We start from the raw sequence: 18,390 nt of genomic DNA, 5'->3' as shown, positions 1-18,390 counted from the left end.
AGCCAGATTCTTTTATTTTTATCTTTTCTATTTTACCAAAAAATAGAGATTATTTCAGCTTTTTTTCATGCTTTTAATAAAACGAATTAATTTTGAAGGAGCTTTCTGATAAGTAATCTGATTTTCATCTAAAAATCTCTTAAAATCAGCTTTCCCTTTTTCATGGTCGGTGACTTCAAGCTCGAGTTCATAGTCCGTCTGGTCAAAGTAGTGACTTTCATCTAAGGCCATTAAGCCAATTTCAGTTTTCATTTCATAACGTAGAGTGGAAAGACAGCCTAGAACAAACCAGTCATGGCTTTCGATGCCAATCTTAGAGAGCTTCTCTAGAACGAGACCCTGAGGTAGTTTTTGTTTTTCTAGGTATGATTCAGCTTCTGGAAGAGTTAGTTTCTGATTGTATTCCATATTTCCTACAGTTTGAGGCACTTTCAAGGTCAATTCCGCCCAATCTGAAAAGGTGCGAATGCGCATGGCAACCTTCTTTTCACGCAATTGGAAATCTGGTGTGTCAATGTAGTAGTTCTTCTGAAGAACGGGTTGGATATGGGAAAACTGTTTTTTTAGATGATCATATTCCTCTTTTTTCAGAAGTGTTTTCAATTCTATTTCTAAATGTTTCATTTTTTCAACCTTTTCTATATCTTTGAAAGCGATTTATGGTATAATGGACAATGTATTTATTGTATACGAATGTACTGAAAAAATCAAAGATTTTCGACAGAGCAATCAAACATTACAAGGGAGAAAGTATGACCATAGAATGGGAAGAATTTTTAGATCCTTACATTCAAGCTGTTGGTGAATTGAAGATCAAACTTCGGGGAATTCGCAAACAGTATCGTAAGCAAAACAAGCATTCTCCGATTGAGTTTGTAACGGGTCGTGTTAAACCGATTGAAAGTATTAAAGAAAAGATGGCTCGTCGAGGAATTACATATGCAAGTCTGGAACATGATCTGCAAGACATTGCTGGTTTACGTGTCATGGTTCAGTTTGTTGATGACGTTAAAGAGGTAGTTGAGATTCTACGTAAACGCCAAGATATGAGAGTCGTTCAGGAACGAGACTATATCACTCATCGTAAGGCTTCAGGCTATCGTTCTTATCACGTGGTTGTCGAGTACACGGTTGATACGATCAACGGGGCTAAGACGATTTTGGCGGAAATTCAAATACGGACTTTAGCCATGAATTTCTGGGCTACGATTGAACACTCGCTCAATTATAAATATCAGGGAGATTTTCCAGAAGAAATCAGGAAAAGGCTGGAAATCACAGCGAAAATAGCCTATCAACTGGATGAAGAAATGGGTAAGATTCGTGATGATATCCAGGAAGCGCAGGCTCTCTTTGATCCATTGAGCAGAAAATTAAACGATGGTGTAGGAAATAGTGACGATACAGATGAAGAATACAGGTAAACGAGTTGACCTCATAGCAAATAGAAAGCCACAGAGTCAGAAAGTTTTACATAAACTGAGGGAAAAACTCAAAAAACAGCATTTTATAATTAATGATACAAATCCCGATATCGTTATTTCGATTGGTGGTGATGGGATGCTTTTGTCTGCTTTTCATAAGTACGAGAACCAGTTAGACAAGGTTCGATTTGTAGGTGTACATACAGGACACTTGGGATTTTACACAGATTATCGTGATTTTGAGCTGGATCAATTGGTGACCAATCTTTTACTAGATACTGGTGCCAAAGTTTCTTATCCGGTCTTGAATGTTAAGGTAACGCTTGAAAATGGAGAGGTGAAAATCTTCCGTGCTTTAAATGAAGCCAGCATCCGTCGATCAGACCGCACCATGGTTGCGGATATCATCATTAACCATGTTCCGTTCGAGCGATTTCGTGGAGATGGAGTGACTGTTTCAACGCCGACGGGAAGTACTGCCTACAACAAATCCTTGGGTGGAGCTGTTTTGCATCCGACCATTGAAGCCTTACAGTTGACGGAAATAGCGAGTCTTAACAACCGAGTCTATCGCACTTTGGGTTCATCAATCATTATTCCCAAAAAAGATAAGATTGAGCTCTTGCCGACACGCAATGATTACCACACGATATCAGTCGATAACAGCGTCTATTCCTTCCGTAATATCGAACGGATTGAGTATCAAATCGACCATCACAAGATTCACTTCGTAGCGACTCCAAGCCACACTAGTTTCTGGAATCGTGTTAAAGATGCCTTCATCGGCGAGGTGGATGAATGAGGTTCGAATTTATCGCAGATGACCACGTCAAAGTCAAAACTTTCCTCAAGAAACATGAGGTTTCCAAGGGACTTTTGGCTAAGATTAAGTTTCGAGGCGGGGCTATACGGGTCAATGGCCAAGCTCAAAATGCGACCTATCTCTTAGATATTGGAGATAGAGTAACTATTGACATTCCTGCAGAGGAAGGGTTTGAGAGCCTTGAAGCTATTGATCGACCACTCGATATTTTATATGAGGATGACCATTTTCTGGTTTTGAATAAGCCTTATGGAGTAGCTTCCATCCCCAGTGTCAATCATTCCAATACCATTGCCAATTTTATCAAGGGCTACTATGTCAAGCAAAACTATGAAAATCAGCAAGTTCACATCGTGACTAGGCTTGATAGAGATACTTCTGGTTTGATGCTCTTTGCCAAGCACGGCTACGCTCATGCACGTTTAGACAAGCAACTGCAACGAAAGTCTATCGAAAAACGTTACTTTGCTTTGGTTAAAGGAGCTGGTGTCTTGGAGCCTGAAGGGGAGATTATCGCCCCGATTGCGCGTGATGTGGACTCCATTATCACGAGACGGGTTGCCAAAGGTGGGAAATACGCCCATACATCTTATAAAGTTATAGCGTCTTATGGAAATATTCACCTAGTCGATATTCGTCTGCATACTGGACGAACTCATCAGATACGAGTGCATTTTTCTCATATCGGTTTTCCTTTGTTGGGAGACGATCTCTATGGAGGCAGCCTAGACGACGGTATTCAGCGCCAGGCCTTGCATTGCCATTATTTATCTTTTTATCATCCTTTTCTAGAGCAAGATTTGCAACTAGAAAGCCCCTTACCGGATGATTTCAGCAATCTTATTACTCAGTTATCAACTAATACTCTTTAAAATCTATTTGGAGTATAATTTATTTTCTTAAAGGAGAAAACTCATGGAAGTTTTTGAAAGTCTCAAAGCCAACCTGGTTGGCAAAAATGCTCGTATCGTTCTCCCTGAAGGGGAAGAGCCACGTATTCTTCAAGCGACAAAACGCTTGGTAAAAGAAACAGAAGTGATTCCTGTTTTGCTTGGAAACCCTGAAAAAATTAAAATTTATCTCGAAATCGAGGGGATCATGGATGGTTATGAAGTGATTGATCCCCAACACTATCCTCAATTCGAAGAAATGGTTGCTGCCTTAGTAGAGCGTCGTAAGGGCAAAATGACTGAAGAAGAAGCGCGCAAAGTTTTGGTTGAAGATGTCAACTACTTTGGTGTGATGCTAGTCTACTTGGGCTTGGTTGACGGTATGGTATCTGGTGCGATTCACTCAACTGCCTCAACAGTTCGCCCAGCCCTTCAAATTATCAAAACTCGTCCAAATGTAACTCGTACTTCAGGTGCCTTCCTCATGGTACGTGGTACGGAACGTTACCTATTTGGTGACTGTGCCATTAACATCAATCCAGATGCAGAAGCCTTGGCTGAAATTGCCATCAACTCAGCAATTACAGCTAAGATGTTTGGTATTGAACCTAAAATTGCTATGCTAAGCTATTCTACTAAAGGTTCAGGATTTGGTGAAAGTGTTGATAAGGTAGTGGAAGCTACAAAAATTGCTCACGACTTGCGCCCTGACCTTGAGATTGATGGTGAATTGCAATTTGACGCTGCCTTTGTTCCTGAAACTGCAGCTCTTAAAGCTCCAGGAAGTAATGTAGCTGGTCAAGCAAATGTCTTTGTCTTCCCAGGTATCGAAGCAGGAAATATTGGGTACAAGATGGCAGAACGTCTCGGTGGTTTTGCGGCTGTCGGACCTGTTTTGCAAGGATTGAACAAACCAGTTAACGACCTTTCTCGTGGATGTAATGCAGATGATGTGTACAAGTTGACCCTTATCACAGCAGCTCAAGCAGTTCATCAATAAGATTTAGTCCTCTTTCCCATGGGAAGAGGCTTTTTAGTACTGAGAAAAGGACAGTTAGAAGCTTCTATGTTATACTAGATATATGTTAGATTTGAAAGAATACGGTATCGTCATGTGGCCGGAGGAGAAGATTATTTCTTTTCGTGAAAAACTCCTCAACTGGTATGATGAAAACAAGCGAGATTTGCCTTGGCGGAGAAGTAAAAATCCTTATCATATCTGGGTATCTGAAATCATGCTTCAGCAGACCAGAGTGGATACAGTTATTCCATACTACGAACGATTCTTGGACTGGTTTCCAACTGTTGAAAGTCTGGCCAATGCCCCTGAAGAGCGTCTGCTGAAGGCTTGGGAGGGGTTGGGCTATTATTCCCGCGTACGCAATATGCAGGCTGCAGCCCAGCAGATTATGGCTGACTTTGGGGGTCAATTTCCAAACACCTATGAAGGAATTTCTAGTTTAAAAGGGATTGGCCCTTACACTGCGGGAGCTATTTCCAGTATCGCTTTTAATTTGCCTGAGCCAGCGGTTGATGGCAATGTCATGCGGGTTTTGGCACGCTTGTTTGAGGTTAATCATGATATCGGAGTTCCCAGCAATCGAAAGATTTTCCAAGCTATGATGGAAATCTTGATTGACCCGAAACGGCCAGGAGACTTTAATCAAGCTCTGATGGATTTAGGCTCTGACATAGAGGCACCAGTTAACCCTCGACCAGAAGAAAGCCCTGTTAAGGATTTTAGCGCAGCCTATCAGAATGGGACCATGGGTCGTTATCCGATTAAAGAACCCAAGAAAAAGCCCCTACCAATTTATCTCAAGGCTTTGGTTGTACGCAATGACCAAGGACAATTTTTACTAGAGAAAAATGAAAGCGAGAAACTGCTAGCTGGTTTTTGGCATTTCCCATTGATTGAAGTTGATGATTTTTCAAGTGATGACAATCAACTAGATCTCTTTTCACAAGTCACAGAGGAAAGCAGAGTATTTGGGCCAAGTCCTCAAGAAAACTTTGAGCAAGATTATGATTTAGAAGTGAATTGGTCCCAGCAAGTATTTGACCAGGTCAAGCATGTATTTAGTCATCGGAAATGGCATATTCAAATCATCGCTGGTCAAGTGACGGAAACAAAACAGTTTTCGGACAGAGAAATTCGCTGGGTTTCTCCTCAGGAGTTTTCTGATTATCCACTTGCGAAACCTCAACAAAAAATTTGGCAGGCTTATAAAACAAATCTTGAAGATGAAGGCCTACAGTAGCCATTTGTGCCTTCTTTACATTTTTTTGTTATAATAGATAAAGAAAAGGTGATAAAATGAAAAAAATATTAATTGTAGATGATGAGAAACCAATCTCAGATATTATTAAGTTTAATATGGCCAAGGAAGGTTATGAAGTCGTTACAGCTTTCAATGGTCGTGAGGCAATCGAGCTATTTGAAGCAGAGCAACCAGATATTATTATCCTCGACTTGATGCTACCTGAAATTGATGGTTTAGAAGTTGCTAAAGCTATTCGTAAGACTAGTAGCGTGCCGATTATCATGCTATCAGCTAAGGATAGCGAGTTTGACAAGGTTATTGGTTTAGAGTTAGGTGCAGATGATTATGTTACAAAGCCTTTCTCAAACCGTGAGTTGCAGGCTCGTGTCAAGGCTCTGCTTCGTCGTACCGACCTAGTTTCTGTGGATAGCCAAGAGTCTGATGAGAAGAAGACGCAGCCTTTACAAATTGGTGATTTGGAAATTGTCCCAGATGCTTACGTGGCAAAGAAATATGGTGAGGAATTAGATTTGACCCACCGTGAGTTTGAACTCTTGTATCACTTGGCATCTCATATTGGACAAGTGATTACGCGTGAACACTTGCTTGAGACTGTATGGGGTTATGACTATTTTGGTGATGTTCGTACTGTGGACGTGACCATTAGACGCTTGCGTGAGAAAATAGAAGACACTCCAAGTCGTCCAGAGTACATTCTCACACGTCGTGGTGTTGGATACTATATGAGAAATAATGATTGAAGATATTAGACAAACTATTCTGACCAGCGATTTTATCTTTATTCTGATTTTACTTGGTTTTATCTTGGTGGTGACCTTGCTCTTACTGGAAAATCGTCGGGATAATATCCGTCTGAAAGAGATAAATCAAAAGGTTAAGGACTTGATTGCAGGTGATTATTCTCAAGTTTTGGACTTGCAAGGAAGTACAGAAATCACCAATATCACCAATAATCTGAACGATTTGTCAGAAGTTATTCGTTTGACCCAAGAAAATCTGGAACAAGAGAGTAAACGATTGAACAGTATTCTTTCTTACATGACAGATGGCGTTCTTGCGACCAATCGTCGTGGCCAGATTACTATGATCAACGATATGGCCAAGAAACAGCTCGGTGTGCAGAAAGAAGATGTTCTGAATAAAAGCATCCTTGAATTGCTTAAGATAGAAGATGAGTATGAGCTGCGTGATCTAATTACACAGATTCCTGAGTTGACGATTGACTCCCAGGATGTGAATGGGGAATACCTGAGCCTTCGTGTACGTTTTGCTCTGGTTCGTCGTGAGTCAGGTTTCATCTCTGGTTTGGTTGCCGTTTTACATGATACGACCGAGCAGGAGAAGGAAGAGCGTGAGCGAAGACTCTTTGTTTCGAACGTGAGTCACGAGTTGCGAACTCCTTTGACCAGTGTTAAATCTTATCTTGAAGCCTTGGACGAGGGAGCTCTGTATGATCCTGTTGCTCCTGATTTTATCAAGGTTTCACTCGATGAAACCAACCGTATGATGCGGATGGTGACAGATCTCTTGCATCTCTCTCGTATTGATAATGCGACCACTCAGTTAGATGTGGAATTGATTAATTTTACAGCATTCATCACCTTTATTCTCAACCGCTTTGATAAGATGAGAAGCCAGGATGACGAGAAAAAATATGAGCTTGTCAGAGATTACCCTATTAATTCAGTTTGGATCGAGATTGATACCGATAAGATGACTCAGGTGATTGATAATATTCTTAACAATGCCATCAAGTACTCACCAGATGGTGGCAAAATTACTGTCAGCATGAAGACCACAGATGACCAGATGATTTTATCCATCAAAGACCAAGGTCTAGGTATTCCAAAGCAAGATTTGCCGAAGATTTTTGACCGCTTTTACCGTGTAGATCGTGCAAGAAGCCGGGCTCAAGGTGGAACTGGTCTAGGTCTAGCCATCGCAAAAGAAATCATCAAACAACACAATGGCTTTATATGGGCCAAAAGTGAATACGGTAAGGGATCGACCTTTACCATAGTGCTCCCTTATGATAAGGATGCCGTAAAAGAAGAAATATGGGAGGACGAAATAGAAGACTAGAATGAGTGAAATAGGCTTTAAATACAGTATTTTAGCATCAGGTTCCAGTGGAAATTCCTTTTATCTGGAAACCCCAAAAAAGAAGATCCTAGTGGATGCAGGCCTGTCTGGTAAGAAGATTACCAGCCTGCTAGCTGAAATCAATCGCAAACCAGAAGATCTGGATGCGATTTTGATTACGCATGAGCACTCAGACCATATCCATGGAGTCGGTGTCTTGGCTCGTAAATATGGCATGGATCTTTACGCCAATGAAAAGACCTGGCAGGCTATGGAAAATAGTAAGTACCTCGGCAAGGTGGACTCTTCGCAGAAGCATATCTTTGAAATGGGCAAAACCAAAACCTTTGGCGATATCGACATTGAGAGTTTTGGTGTCAGCCATGATGCAGTAGCACCCCAGTTTTACCGATTTATGAAAGACGACAAGAGCTTCGTCATGTTGACCGATACAGGTTATGTCAGTGACCGTATGGCTGGGATTGTCGAAAATGCTGACGGTTATCTCATCGAGTCCAACCACGACGTAGAAATCTTGCGAGCAGGATCTTATGCTTGGCGACTCAAACAACGAATCCTATCGGATCTCGGTCACCTTTCTAACGAAGACGGTGCTGAGGCCATGATTCGTGCAATGGGAAATCGAACAAAGAAAATCTATCTTGGGCATTTGTCTAAAGAGAACAATATCAAAGAACTGGCTCATATGACTATGGTCAACCAGCTAGCCCAAGCGGATCTGGGAGTCGGAGTAGACTTTAAAGTTTACGATACCTCACCAGATACTGCAACACCATTGACAGATATATAAAAAAGAAGGCGAGTGCCTTCTTTTGTTGTTTTTTTACAATCCAGCAAAGTCCTTGATTTCTTGTGCGGACATGGAAGAGTCGCAACGGACATTGATTTGTCCATCTGCAATGTGAACAAATCCTGGTACGGTTGGAATTCCATAACGTGAGCGGAATTCTTGCAATTCATTGAGTTGGCTTGGTTCTTCACTGTTGATGAAGTAGATGTGAGCTTTAGTTTCAGCTACGACACCTGCCAAGGTACCAGCAAATTTACGGCAGTAAGGGCAAGTTTTGCGACCGATAAAGAAGGTTGCAGTTTCTTTCTTATCAAGAGCTTCTTGCGCACGCGCAACTGTAGTGACTTCAAGGTCTTTAATGTTTTCTAAAAATTGTTCCATGAGATTACCTCGCTTTCATTGATAAGTCTAGTATGCCATAAAGTTTCTAAAAATGCTTAGATTTGATACGAAAAAAAGATGAGATTGGTTGGTCTCATCTTTTATAATTTCTTATTTAACAAACGCATTGATTTCTGCTTCGATGTTGGCAATCTTAGCTTGTGAATCTTCGTTGCTTTCACCCACAACGGCAATGTAGAACTTGATTTTTGGTTCTGTACCTGAAGGGCGAACTGCAATCCATGAACCGTCAGCAAGTGTATATTTCAACACATCACTTGGAGGAGTTGTCAAGTTTGTAACAGTACCATCAGCAGCAGTAGCAGTTTGAGCCTTGAAGTCTTCTACGACAGTGATAGCTGTTGCATTCCATTCTTTTGGAGCATTGTTACGGAACTTAGCCATGATTTCCTTGATTTGTTCTGCACCATCAACACCAGAAAGGGTAACAGAGATAGTCTTTTCAGCGTAGTAGCCGTATTCTTTGTAGATTTCTTCGATACCGTCAGCAAGTGTCAAACCACGTGAACGGTAGTAGGCAGCAAGCTCAGCAACGACAAGAACGGCTTGGATGGCGTCTTTATCACGTACGAATGGTTTAATCAAGTAACCGAAGCTTTCTTCAAATCCCATCATGTAAGTGTGATTGTGTTTTTCTTCAAATTCTTGGATTTTCTCTGCGATAAATTTGAAACCTGTCAAAACGTTGAACATGGTTGCGCCGTAGCTTTCAGCAATCTTCGTTACCAAGTCAGTTGATACGATGGATTTGCAGAGAGCTGCATTTTCAGGAAGAGTTCCAGCATTTTTGTGGGCTTCCAAGATGTATTTAGCCATGATAGCACCGATTTGGTTACCTGAAAGGTTAAGGTAGCTACCATCTTTTTGAAGAACTTCAACACCAACACGGTCAGCGTCAGGGTCAGTTGCAACAAGCACATCTGCACCAACTTGACGACCAAGTTCTTCAGCAAGGGCGAAGGCTGCTTGGCTTTCTGGGTTTGGAGATTTTACAGTTGAGAAGTCAGGATCAGCAGTTGCTTGTGCTTCAACAACTTGAACAGAGTCAAATCCTGCTTGAGCAAGAGCACGACGAGCCAACATTTCACCCGTACCATGAAGTGGTGTGTAGACAATCTTCATGTCTTTACCGAATTCTTCGATCAAGGCTGGGTTGATGTTTACGTCTTTAACTTCTTTAAGGTATTCTGCATCAACAGCTTCGCCGATAACTTCAATCAAGCCAGAAGCTTTTTCCGCTTCTACATCGGCAACTTCCACAGCGAATGGATTTTCGATAGCACGAATGTAAGTAGTCAAAGCGTCCGCGTCATGTGGAGGCATTTGTCCACCGTCTTCACCGTAAACCTTGTAACCGTTAAATGGAGCAGGGTTATGGCTGGCAGTAATCATGATACCTGCAAAACAGTTGAGGTGACGAACTGCAAATGACAGTTCTGGAGTTGGACGGAGGCTTTCAAATACGTAAGATTTGATACCGTGTTTAGCAAGAACTGCCGCAGATTCAAAGGCAAACTCAGGTGAGAAGTGACGGCTATCGTAGGCAATTGCTACACCACGTTCTTTTTCGTTTCCACCTTTTGACTCAATCAAACGAGCCAAACCTTCGGTAGCTTGACGAACAACGTAGATATTGATGCGGTTTGTACCAGCACCGATCAAACCACGCATACCAGCGGTACCAAATTCAAGATTGGTATAAAAGGCATCTTCCTTTGTTTTTTCGTCCATATTGATTAAATCTTGACGAAGGTAGTCTGGAAGGTCAGCAAAATCGACCCATTTTTGATAATTTTCTTGGTAAGTCATAGAGTGTCTCCTTTGTTTATTTGCTTTAATCGCTTTCATTATATCACGATTTGACATTTTAGTAAAACGTTAGCATAACTTAAAATGTAGGAAATTAACTTTTGCACTTTAGCGGGAAAATGGTGGGGACTGTGCTTACTTATACTAAGTTAGGGATGAAAATTAATTATTAGATACTTTATAACATGAAAGTTTATAATTCATTTTGTAGGTTTGTTGAAGAAAAAAATCAAAAATATTGTTATATTCTATTCTTTTTATAAAGAATCCTTTAATGCATCAAATGAACAGATAGAAAAATTTAAGTTAAAACTCTATAAATTTAAGATATTTTGAAAATATCTGGTTTCTGTTTTGATTTTTATTCTGCGTATGGTAAAATATAGTAAATCATTAAAGGAGAATCCATTATGAAAAAAATTCTTAAGCATTCTGCCTTGCTTTTATCAGCTTTAGCACTGGTTGCCTGTGGAGCTCAAAAAAAAGCAAGCGACAATGGTACAGCTTCAAACTCTAACTTTGAGGTTTCTGTAAAAGACGGTATGTATGTATTGCCTAAAGATGAGGATTCATCATCAACATACCTTGCACTTCAAGTCGAAATCAAGAACAATCGTGATAAACAGTTTAGTTTTACTAGCCAAGATATCACGCTATACAATGAAAAGGATGAAAAATTACAACCAATTCAAGTTTATGAAAGCGACAGTAAAACGAAATTTATGTCATATGGTGACAGTCTTTCTAAAGGAAAGAGCGTTGCTGGTTATGTAGTGTATGAAGTCGATAAGAATGCTAAGTATGAACTTCACTTTGCACCTAGCTTTTACGATGACATCAAAGAAAATTCTAAAAAGAATAACGATGTAGCAATCAAGGTGGATCCAAGTCAGTATGAAGACAATATTGATGAAGCGAAAGATGTAATGAAAAAATATGTCGATGCTGTTTACCTTAATGGGGAAAGTTCTGGTGGTGGAACGAACCTAAGTGCTACTGATAATAAGTCACAAGTTGTTGCGCTTGCTGATGATAAAAAATCTTCTGATAATAGTGCTGAATTCACAAACGATGCGAAAGCTGATAAAGAAGAGTTTATCAAGAAATTTACAGAATCGTTCGGAAAAGGCTTCTATAACTACAAACCGTCTGATTCAGAACTTAGAACATTCGCAGATGCTTACATCAAAGCAAATGCTAAGAGAGCAAAAGTTGATTACAAGGTGAAGACATACTTGCCAGACTATGCTGTTGTTTATGTTAGACCAGAAACAATCGACTTGGATAACTTGAATGTTTATGAATTGAGCCGTAAATTCTACGAAGAAAACAAAGGTAAATATAGCAACTACTCTGAAGCTATGAAAGCTGGTGAAAAATACATTTTAGAAAATGCACCAAGTCAATTTGATTCAACTCCTCTAGACACTAGTGATAACATGAAGAAAGAGGGTTATGAAATTAAAATGACTAAGAAAGATGGAAAATGGACCATCGATACCTCTTCTAAAAACTATGAATTGAAAGATATGGCTCGCACATTCCGTGGAGGCATTGGATACTAAGATGAAAGGTTCGAGTTTATGACTCGAACTTTTTTCGTTGCAATTGTGCAAAAGAGAAAAAGATAGTAAAATAGAGATATGATTATTTTACAAGCTAATAAAATTGAACGATCTTTTGCTGGTGAGGTTCTTTTTGATAATATTAATCTGCAGGTAGATGAACGAGACCGAATTGCTCTTGTTGGGAAAAATGGTGCAGGTAAGTCTACTCTTTTAAAGATTTTGGTTGGAGAAGAGGAGCCAACTAGTGGAGAAATTAATAAGAAAAAAGATATCTCTCTGTCTTACCTAGCCCAAGATAGCCGTTTTGAGTCTGAAAATACCATCTACGATGAAATGCTTCACGTCTTTGATGACTTGCGTCGGACAGAGACACAACTGCGTCAGATGGAGTTGGAGATGGGTGAAAAGTCTGGTGAAGATCTAGATAAACTGATGGCGGATTATGATCGTTTATCAGAGAATTTCCGTCAGGCTGGTGGCTTTACCTACGAAGCTGATATTCGATTGATTTTGAATGGATTCAAGTTTGACGAGTCTATGTGGCAGATGAAAATTGCCGAGCTTTCAGGTGGTCAAAATACCCGTCTGGCACTTGCCAAAATGCTCCTTGAAAAGCCAAATCTCTTGGTCTTGGACGAGCCAACCAACCACTTGGATATTGAAACGATTGCTTGGCTAGAGAATTACTTGGTGAACTATAGCGGTGCACTCATTATTGTCAGTCACGACCGTTATTATTTGGACAAGGTTGCGACGGTTACACTGGATTTGACCAAGCATTCCTTAGATCGCTATGTAGGCAATTACTCTCGTTTTGTTGAGTTGAAGGAGCAAAAGCTAGCTACTGAAGCAAAAAACTATGAAAAGCAACAGAAGGAAATCGCGGCTCTAGAAGACTTTGTCAATCGCAATCTAGTCCGAGCTTCAACAACCAAACGTGCTCAATCTCGCCGTAAACAACTAGAAAAAATGGAGCGTTTGGACAAGCCTGAAGCTGGCAAGAAATCAGCCAACATGACCTTCCAGACGGAAAAAACATCAGGCAATGTTGTCCTGACTGTTGAAAATGCAGCTATTGGCTATGATGGGGAAATACTTTCAGAGCCAATCAATCTCGACCTTCGTAAGATGAATGCTGTTGCGATTGTCGGACCAAATGGTATTGGGAAGTCAACCTTTATCAAGTCAATAGTAGACCAGATCCCTTTTATCAAGGGAGAGAGGCGTTTTGGCGCTAATGTGGATGTTGGTTACTATGATCAGACTCAAAGCAAGCTAACACCAAGTAATACGGTTCTGGATGAACTTTGGAATGATTTTAAACTGACACCAGAAGTTGAAATCCGCAACCGTCTTGGTGCCTTCCTTTTCTCAGGAGATGATGTTAAAAAGTCTGTAGGGATGCTGTCAGGTGGCGAGAAAGCCCGTTTGTTGCTTGCCAAACTTTCAATGGAAAACAATAACTTCTTGATTTTGGACGAGCCGACCAACCACTTGGATATTGATAGCAAGGAAGTGTTAGAAAATGCTCTGATTGATTTTGATGGAACCCTTCTTTTTGTCAGCCACGACCGTTACTTTATCAATCGTGTAGCCACTCATGTACTGGAATTGTCTGAAAATGGCTCAACCCTCTACCTTGGAGATTATGACTACTATGTTGAGAAAAAGGCTGAAATAGAAGTCAGCCAGATAGAAGATGCTTCAACTAGCAATCAAGCAAAAGAAGCAAGTCCAGCTAATGACTATCAGGCCCAGAAAGAAAGTCAGAAAGAAGCCCGTAAGCTCATGCGCCAAATAGAGAGTTTAGAGGCTGAAATCGAAGAGTTAGAAACTCAAAGCCAAGCCATTTCTGAAAAAATGCTGGAAACCAACGATGCTGAAAAACTCATGGAATTTCAGACTGAACTGGACAAAATTAGCCATCGTCAGGAAGAAGCCATGCTTGAGTGGGAAGAATTATCAGAGCAGGTGTAAAGATGAAACATCTAGGAAAGGTATTTCGTGAATTTCGAACAAGTGGGAAGTACTCCTTGAAAGAGGCGGCAGGTGAATCATGTTCAACCTCTCAATTATCTCGCTTCGAGCTTGGGGAGTCTGATCTAGCAGTTTCTCGTTTCTTTGAGATTTTGGACAATATTCATGTGACTATTGAAAATTTCATGGACAAGGCTAGAGATTTTCAAAATCATGAACATGTTGCCTTGATGGCACAGATTATTCCGCTTTACTACTCAAATGATATTGCAGGTTTTCAAAAGCTTCAAAGAGAACAACTTGAAAAGGCTAAGAGTTCGACCAATCCCCTCTATTTTGAGCTGAATTGGATTCTGCTACAAGGTCTGATTTGTCAAAGAGATGCTCGTTACACGATGAGTCAGAGTGATTTGGAAAAGGTCGCAGATTATCTTTTTCAAACAGAAGAATGGACTATGTATGAGTTGATTCTTTTCGGGAATCTCTATACTTTCTACAATGTGGACTATGTAGCTCGGATTGGCAGAGAAGTCATGGAGAGGGAAGACTACTACAAAGAAATTGGTCGGCATCGAAAACTTGTTTTGATTTTAGCTCTCAACTGTTACCAGCATTGTTTGGAAAATCGATCCTTTGCGGATGCGGACTATTTTGAGGGCTATGTGGAGAAGTTAATTGGAAATGGTATCAAGCTTTATGAGCGCAATATCTTCCATTATCTCAAAGGTTTCGCCCTCTACCAGAGAGACTTGAAAGAAGAGGGTTGTAGTCAGATGCGGGAGGCCATGCATATTTTTGCTGTGCTTGGACTTCCAGAGCAAGTGGCTTACTATCAGGAACATTATGAAAAATTTGTAAATCCTTAAATTTCCCAAATAAGGGAAAAATAAAGAGACTCCTTTCAGTTTTGATACAATAGTTTCAAAATTTGAGAGGGGTTTTTTATATGAATCGACATGCAATCCAGTTGATTAGTCGTGGTGCTATTAATAAAATAGGAAATATGCTCTATGATTATGGAAACAGTGTTTGGTTGGCATCAATGGGAACGATAGGGCAGACTGTTCTTGGGATTTATCAAATTTCTGAACTCGTCACATCGATTCTGGTCAATCCCTTTGGCGGAGTGATTTCAGACCGCTTTTCGCGTCGCAAAATTTTGATGACGACAGACTTGATTTGTGGCGTTCTTTGCTTAGCTATTTCTTTCATCAGAAATGATAGCTTGATGATTGCTGCTCTGATCTTTGCCAATATTGTTCAGGCGGTTGCCTTTGCATTTTCTCGTACAGCCAATAAAGCCATTATAACTGAGGTTGTAGAAAAAGACGAGATTGTGACCTATAATGCTCGCTTAGAGCTCGTTTTGCAGGTTGTAGGTGTTAGCTCCCCTGTACTTTCTTTCCTCGTTTTACAATTTTCTAGTCTCCATATGACACTTGTTTTAGATGCCATTAGTTTTTTCATCGCATTTACCTTAGTAGCTTTTCTCCCCCAAAAAGAAACTCAGGAGCAAGAGGGAAAGACTTTCAGCTGGAAAAATATTTTTGCTGATATGAAAGAAGGACTTGGCTATATCTGGCACCAGAAAGAGATCTTTTTCCTTTTGGTAGTAGCTTCCAGTGTTAATTTCTTTTTTGCAGCTTTTGAATTTCTCCTCCCTTTTTCAAATCGACTATACGGGGTAGAAGGAGCTTATGCAACTATTTTAACTATGGGCGCTATTGGTTCGATTATCGGAGCTCTTCTAGCTAGCAAAATAAAGGCAGGTGTTTATAATCTTTTGATTCTATTGGCTTTGACTGGAGTTGGAGTTTTTATGATGGGGTTACCACTGCCAACTTTTCTTTCCTTTTCTGGAAATTTAGTTTGTGAACTGTTTATGACGATATTTAACATTCACTTTTTTACTCAGGTTCAAACCAAGGTTGAGGGGGAATACTTGGGAAGAGTACTAAGCACCATTTTTACCTTAGCCATCCTATTTATGCCGATTGCAAAAGGCTTTATGACGGTGCTACCAAGTGTCCATCTCTCTTCTTTTCTGATAATTGGAAGCGGTGTTATCATCCTGTCTTGTTTATCCCTCGTTTATGTGCGAAGTCATTTTAAAAAAGAGTTATAATTTCTCTTTTTTAGAAAATATTTCATTACGAATCATTTTTCAGTCCTTCTCTATTGTGAGGAGGGCTTGCTTTGTGGTAAAATGGGATTATGAATGAAAGAATGAATGAGTTAGTTGCCTTACTTAACCGCTATGCGACCGAGTACTATACGAGTGACAATCCCTCGGTTTCAGATAGTGAGTATGATTGCCTCTACCGAGAGTTGGTCGAATTGGAAGCCGCCTATCCGGATCAAGTTTTAGCAGACAGTCCAACTCATCGTGTTGGTGGTAAGGTTTTAGATGGTTTTGAAAAATACAGTCATCAGTATCCTCTTTATAGTTTGCAGGATGCTTTTTCACGTGAAGAGTTAGAAGCTTTTGATGCGCGTGTGCGAAAGGAATTACCCCACCCGACCTATATTTGCGAGCTGAAAATCGATGGTTTGTCTATCTCGCTAACTTATGAAAAGGGAATTTTGGTAGTCGGTGCCACACGTGGTGATGGGTCTATTGGAGAAAATATCACAGAGAACCTCAAGCGTGTCAAGGATATTCCTTTGACCTTGCCAGAAGAACTTGATATCACTGTTCGTGGAGAGTGTTACATGCCACGCGCTTCGTTTGATCTGGTCAACCAAGCTCGCCAAGAAAATGGAGAGCCTGAATTTGCTAATCCTCGTAACGCAGCTGCAGGAACCCTCCGTCAGCTGGATACAGCAGTAGTGGCCAAACGCAATCTTGCGACTTTCCTCTATCAAGAAGCCAGCCCTTCTACTCGTGATAGTCAAGAAAAAGTCTTGGAGCATCTTGAACAGCTTGGTTTTGTAGTTAATCCTAAACGAATATTGGCTAAAAGTATAGATGAGATATGGGATTTCATCCAAGAAGTAGGACAAGAACGGGAGAAACTTCCTTACGATATTGATGGAGTGGTCATCAAGGTCAACGACCTAGCAGGTCAAGAAGAACTCGGCTTTACTGTTAAAGCGCCCAAGTGGGCAATCGCCTATAAATTTCCCGCTGAAGAAAAAGAAGCCCAGCTCCTTTCAGTTGACTGGACAGTAGGTCGTACGGGTGTTGTGACTCCGACTGCCAATCTAACACCTGTTCAGCTTGCTGGGACAACTGTTAGCCGTGCAACATTGCATAATGTAGATTATATCGCTGAAAAGGATATCCGAAAAGATGATACGGTAATCGTTTATAAGGCTGGAGATATCATCCCTGCTGTTTTGCGTGTTGTAGAGTCTAAACGTGTTTCTGAAGAAAAACTAGATATTCCGACTAACTGTCCGAGCTGTGACAGTCAGTTGCTTCATTTTGAAGATGAAGTGGCTCTTCGTTGTATCAATCCTCGTTGTCCTGCTCAAATCATGGAAGGCTTGATTCACTTTACCTCTCGAGACGCCATGAATATTACAGGACTTGGTCCATCTATTGTTGAAAAGCTTTTTGCTGCCAATTTAGTCAAGGATGTGGCAGATATTTACCGTTTGAAAGAAGATGATTTCCTCCTTTTAGAAGGTGTCAAGGAAAAGTCTGCTTCTAAACTGTATCAGGCCATTCAAGCATCCAAGGAAAACTCTGCTGAAAAGCTCTTGTTTGGTCTGGGAATTCGCCATGTCGGAAGCAAGGCTAGCCAACTCTTGCTCCAACATTTCCACTCTATTGAAAATCTAGCCCAAGCTGATCCTGAGGAAGTAGCAAGTATCGAGAGCTTGGGTAGTGTGATTGCACAAAGACTTCAGACTTATTTTGCTACAGAAGGGTCGAATATTCTCTTAGACGAGTTGAAAGAAGCTGGAGTCAATCTGGACTACAAAGGACAGACAGTAGTAGCGGATGCGGCCTTGTCAGGTTTGACCGTTGTATTAACTGGAAAATTGGAACGTCTCACACGCTCAGAAGCCAAAAATAAACTCGAAAGTCTAGGTGCCAAAGTCACAGGCAGTGTATCTAAGAAAACGAATCTTGTCGTAGCAGGAGCAGATGCAGGAAGCAAGCTCCAAAAAGCACAAGAACTTGGTATCGAAGTTCGAGATGAGGCCTGGCTAGAAAGTTTGTAAAGAATAGTTGAAAACTAGATGTCAGATAGTCTGGAACTATCTCTCCTGATGTGTTTTTATATCTATTAAAGCTATTCTATATTGTGCTGAAATTCCCGTTAAATTCTTCAGCATGACTTAAAAATTAAAATTAGGAATTAGGAAAA

16 protein-coding genes are annotated in these 18,390 nt (G+C 40.6%); 13 read left to right on the top strand and 3 right to left on the bottom strand.

The annotated features are described in order from the left end of the window. Window positions 1-54 precede the first annotated feature (54 nt). Window positions 55-624: a CYTH domain-containing protein gene (locus HMPREF2991_RS09415; protein WP_070567451.1), complete on the bottom strand. Its 570-nt coding sequence runs from the start codon at window positions 622-624 to the stop codon at window positions 55-57. 128 nt (window positions 625-752) lie between these two features. Here HMPREF2991_RS09415 and HMPREF2991_RS09410 point away from each other — a divergent pair, with 128 nt between their 5' ends. The 8 genes from HMPREF2991_RS09410 to HMPREF2991_RS09375 all read left to right on the top strand — a co-directional run bounded on the left by HMPREF2991_RS09410 (window position 753) and on the right by HMPREF2991_RS09375 (window position 8,315). Continuing rightward, entirely contained in the window at window positions 753-1,424 is a 672-nt protein-coding gene (locus HMPREF2991_RS09410) for a GTP diphosphokinase (protein WP_000151555.1), read from the top strand. After that, a complete protein-coding gene (locus HMPREF2991_RS09405; protein ID WP_070567449.1) occupies window positions 1,408-2,226 on the top strand; it encodes an NAD kinase in 819 nt (272 codons plus the stop codon). The genes HMPREF2991_RS09410 and HMPREF2991_RS09405 overlap by 17 nt, the downstream gene beginning before the upstream one ends. After that, entirely contained in the window at window positions 2,223-3,119 is an 897-nt protein-coding gene (locus HMPREF2991_RS09400) for an RluA family pseudouridine synthase (protein ID WP_070567446.1), read from the top strand. Before HMPREF2991_RS09405 ends, HMPREF2991_RS09400 begins: the two co-directional genes overlap by 4 nt. A gap of 43 nt (window positions 3,120-3,162) precedes the next feature. Next, entirely contained in the window at window positions 3,163-4,137 is a 975-nt protein-coding gene (gene pta / locus HMPREF2991_RS09395; protein ID WP_049518760.1) for a phosphate acetyltransferase, read from the top strand. A gap of 82 nt (window positions 4,138-4,219) precedes the next feature. After that, entirely contained in the window at window positions 4,220-5,398 is a 1,179-nt protein-coding gene (mutY, locus tag HMPREF2991_RS09390; protein ID WP_070567445.1) for an A/G-specific adenine glycosylase, read from the top strand. 56 nt (window positions 5,399-5,454) lie between these two features. Beyond that, on the top strand, window positions 5,455-6,162 hold the full coding sequence (gene yycF, locus HMPREF2991_RS09385; RefSeq protein ID WP_000722058.1) for a response regulator YycF: 708 nt from the start codon (window positions 5,455-5,457) through the stop codon (window positions 6,160-6,162). Beyond that, on the top strand, window positions 6,155-7,504 hold the full coding sequence (gene vicK, locus HMPREF2991_RS09380) for a cell wall metabolism sensor histidine kinase VicK (protein WP_000568720.1): 1,350 nt from the start codon (window positions 6,155-6,157) through the stop codon (window positions 7,502-7,504). The genes yycF and vicK overlap by 8 nt, the downstream gene beginning before the upstream one ends. Window position 7,505: 1 nt before the next feature. Then, complete coding sequence (locus HMPREF2991_RS09375) at window positions 7,506-8,315, top strand: MBL fold metallo-hydrolase (RefSeq protein ID WP_070567443.1); 810 nt, start codon at window positions 7,506-7,508, stop codon at window positions 8,313-8,315. A 33-nt stretch (window positions 8,316-8,348) separates the two neighbouring features. Here the strand turns inward: HMPREF2991_RS09375 and HMPREF2991_RS09370 are convergent, their stop codons facing one another. Together HMPREF2991_RS09370 and HMPREF2991_RS09365 are read right to left on the bottom strand one after the other, a co-directional pair. Continuing rightward, complete coding sequence (locus HMPREF2991_RS09370; protein ID WP_000434656.1) at window positions 8,349-8,696, bottom strand: thioredoxin; 348 nt, start codon at window positions 8,694-8,696, stop codon at window positions 8,349-8,351. Window positions 8,697-8,807: 111 nt separating this feature from the next. Beyond that, window positions 8,808-10,526: a phospho-sugar mutase gene (locus HMPREF2991_RS09365; protein WP_042902233.1), complete on the bottom strand. Its 1,719-nt coding sequence runs from the start codon at window positions 10,524-10,526 to the stop codon at window positions 8,808-8,810. A 410-nt stretch (window positions 10,527-10,936) separates the two neighbouring features. Between HMPREF2991_RS09365 and HMPREF2991_RS09360 the strand changes: the two genes are divergently transcribed. The 5 genes from HMPREF2991_RS09360 (at window position 10,937) to ligA (ending at window position 18,244) form a co-directional block, all read left to right on the top strand. Then, the gene (locus tag HMPREF2991_RS09360) at window positions 10,937-12,091 is read left to right on the top strand and encodes a DUF4352 domain-containing protein (protein WP_049479330.1); all 1,155 of its coding nucleotides are present in this window, start codon (window positions 10,937-10,939) and stop codon (window positions 12,089-12,091) included. 78 nt (window positions 12,092-12,169) lie between these two features. Next, window positions 12,170-14,071 (top strand): ribosomal protection-like ABC-F family protein, encoded by a 1,902-nt coding sequence (abc-f, locus tag HMPREF2991_RS09355; RefSeq protein ID WP_070567441.1) that lies wholly within the window; start codon window positions 12,170-12,172, stop codon window positions 14,069-14,071. A gap of 2 nt (window positions 14,072-14,073) precedes the next feature. After that, window positions 14,074-14,937 carry an Rgg family transcriptional regulator gene (locus HMPREF2991_RS09350; protein WP_070567439.1) on the top strand — a complete coding sequence of 288 codons (864 nt, stop codon included), beginning with the start codon at window positions 14,074-14,076 and terminating at the stop codon, window positions 14,935-14,937. Window positions 14,938-15,017: 80 nt separating this feature from the next. Then, window positions 15,018-16,196, top strand: coding sequence for an MFS transporter (locus HMPREF2991_RS09345; protein ID WP_070567437.1), 1,179 nt, complete (start codon window positions 15,018-15,020; stop codon window positions 16,194-16,196). Between the two features lie 89 nt (window positions 16,197-16,285). After that, window positions 16,286-18,244, top strand: coding sequence for an NAD-dependent DNA ligase LigA (gene ligA / locus HMPREF2991_RS09340; RefSeq protein ID WP_070567436.1), 1,959 nt, complete (start codon window positions 16,286-16,288; stop codon window positions 18,242-18,244). The last annotated feature ends 146 nt before the right edge of the window (window positions 18,245-18,390 follow it).

The sequence above is a fragment of the Streptococcus sp. HMSC072D07 genome (assembly GCF_001814835.1).
GTDB lineage: Bacteria > Bacillota > Bacilli > Lactobacillales > Streptococcaceae > Streptococcus.
This window is presented reverse-complemented; position numbering and strand designations above follow the sequence as displayed.

Coding starts and splice junctions, on each gene's coding strand:
- HMPREF2991_RS09415 (WP_070567451.1), bottom strand. CDS start 624: ATGAAACATTTAGAAATAGAATTGAAAACACTTCTGAAAAAAGAGGAA.
- HMPREF2991_RS09410 (WP_000151555.1), top strand. CDS start 753: ATGACCATAGAATGGGAAGAATTTTTAGATCCTTACATTCAAGCTGTT.
- HMPREF2991_RS09405 (WP_070567449.1), top strand. CDS start 1,408: ATGAAGAATACAGGTAAACGAGTTGACCTCATAGCAAATAGAAAGCCA.
- HMPREF2991_RS09400 (WP_070567446.1), top strand. CDS start 2,223: ATGAGGTTCGAATTTATCGCAGATGACCACGTCAAAGTCAAAACTTTC.
- pta (WP_049518760.1), top strand. CDS start 3,163: ATGGAAGTTTTTGAAAGTCTCAAAGCCAACCTGGTTGGCAAAAATGCT.
- mutY (WP_070567445.1), top strand. CDS start 4,220: ATGTTAGATTTGAAAGAATACGGTATCGTCATGTGGCCGGAGGAGAAG.
- yycF (WP_000722058.1), top strand. CDS start 5,455: ATGAAAAAAATATTAATTGTAGATGATGAGAAACCAATCTCAGATATT.
- vicK (WP_000568720.1), top strand. CDS start 6,155: ATGATTGAAGATATTAGACAAACTATTCTGACCAGCGATTTTATCTTT.
- HMPREF2991_RS09375 (WP_070567443.1), top strand. CDS start 7,506: ATGAGTGAAATAGGCTTTAAATACAGTATTTTAGCATCAGGTTCCAGT.
- HMPREF2991_RS09370 (WP_000434656.1), bottom strand. CDS start 8,696: ATGGAACAATTTTTAGAAAACATTAAAGACCTTGAAGTCACTACAGTT.
- HMPREF2991_RS09365 (WP_042902233.1), bottom strand. CDS start 10,526: ATGACTTACCAAGAAAATTATCAAAAATGGGTCGATTTTGCTGACCTT.
- HMPREF2991_RS09360 (WP_049479330.1), top strand. CDS start 10,937: ATGAAAAAAATTCTTAAGCATTCTGCCTTGCTTTTATCAGCTTTAGCA.
- abc-f (WP_070567441.1), top strand. CDS start 12,170: ATGATTATTTTACAAGCTAATAAAATTGAACGATCTTTTGCTGGTGAG.
- HMPREF2991_RS09350 (WP_070567439.1), top strand. CDS start 14,074: ATGAAACATCTAGGAAAGGTATTTCGTGAATTTCGAACAAGTGGGAAG.
- HMPREF2991_RS09345 (WP_070567437.1), top strand. CDS start 15,018: ATGAATCGACATGCAATCCAGTTGATTAGTCGTGGTGCTATTAATAAA.
- ligA (WP_070567436.1), top strand. CDS start 16,286: ATGAATGAAAGAATGAATGAGTTAGTTGCCTTACTTAACCGCTATGCG.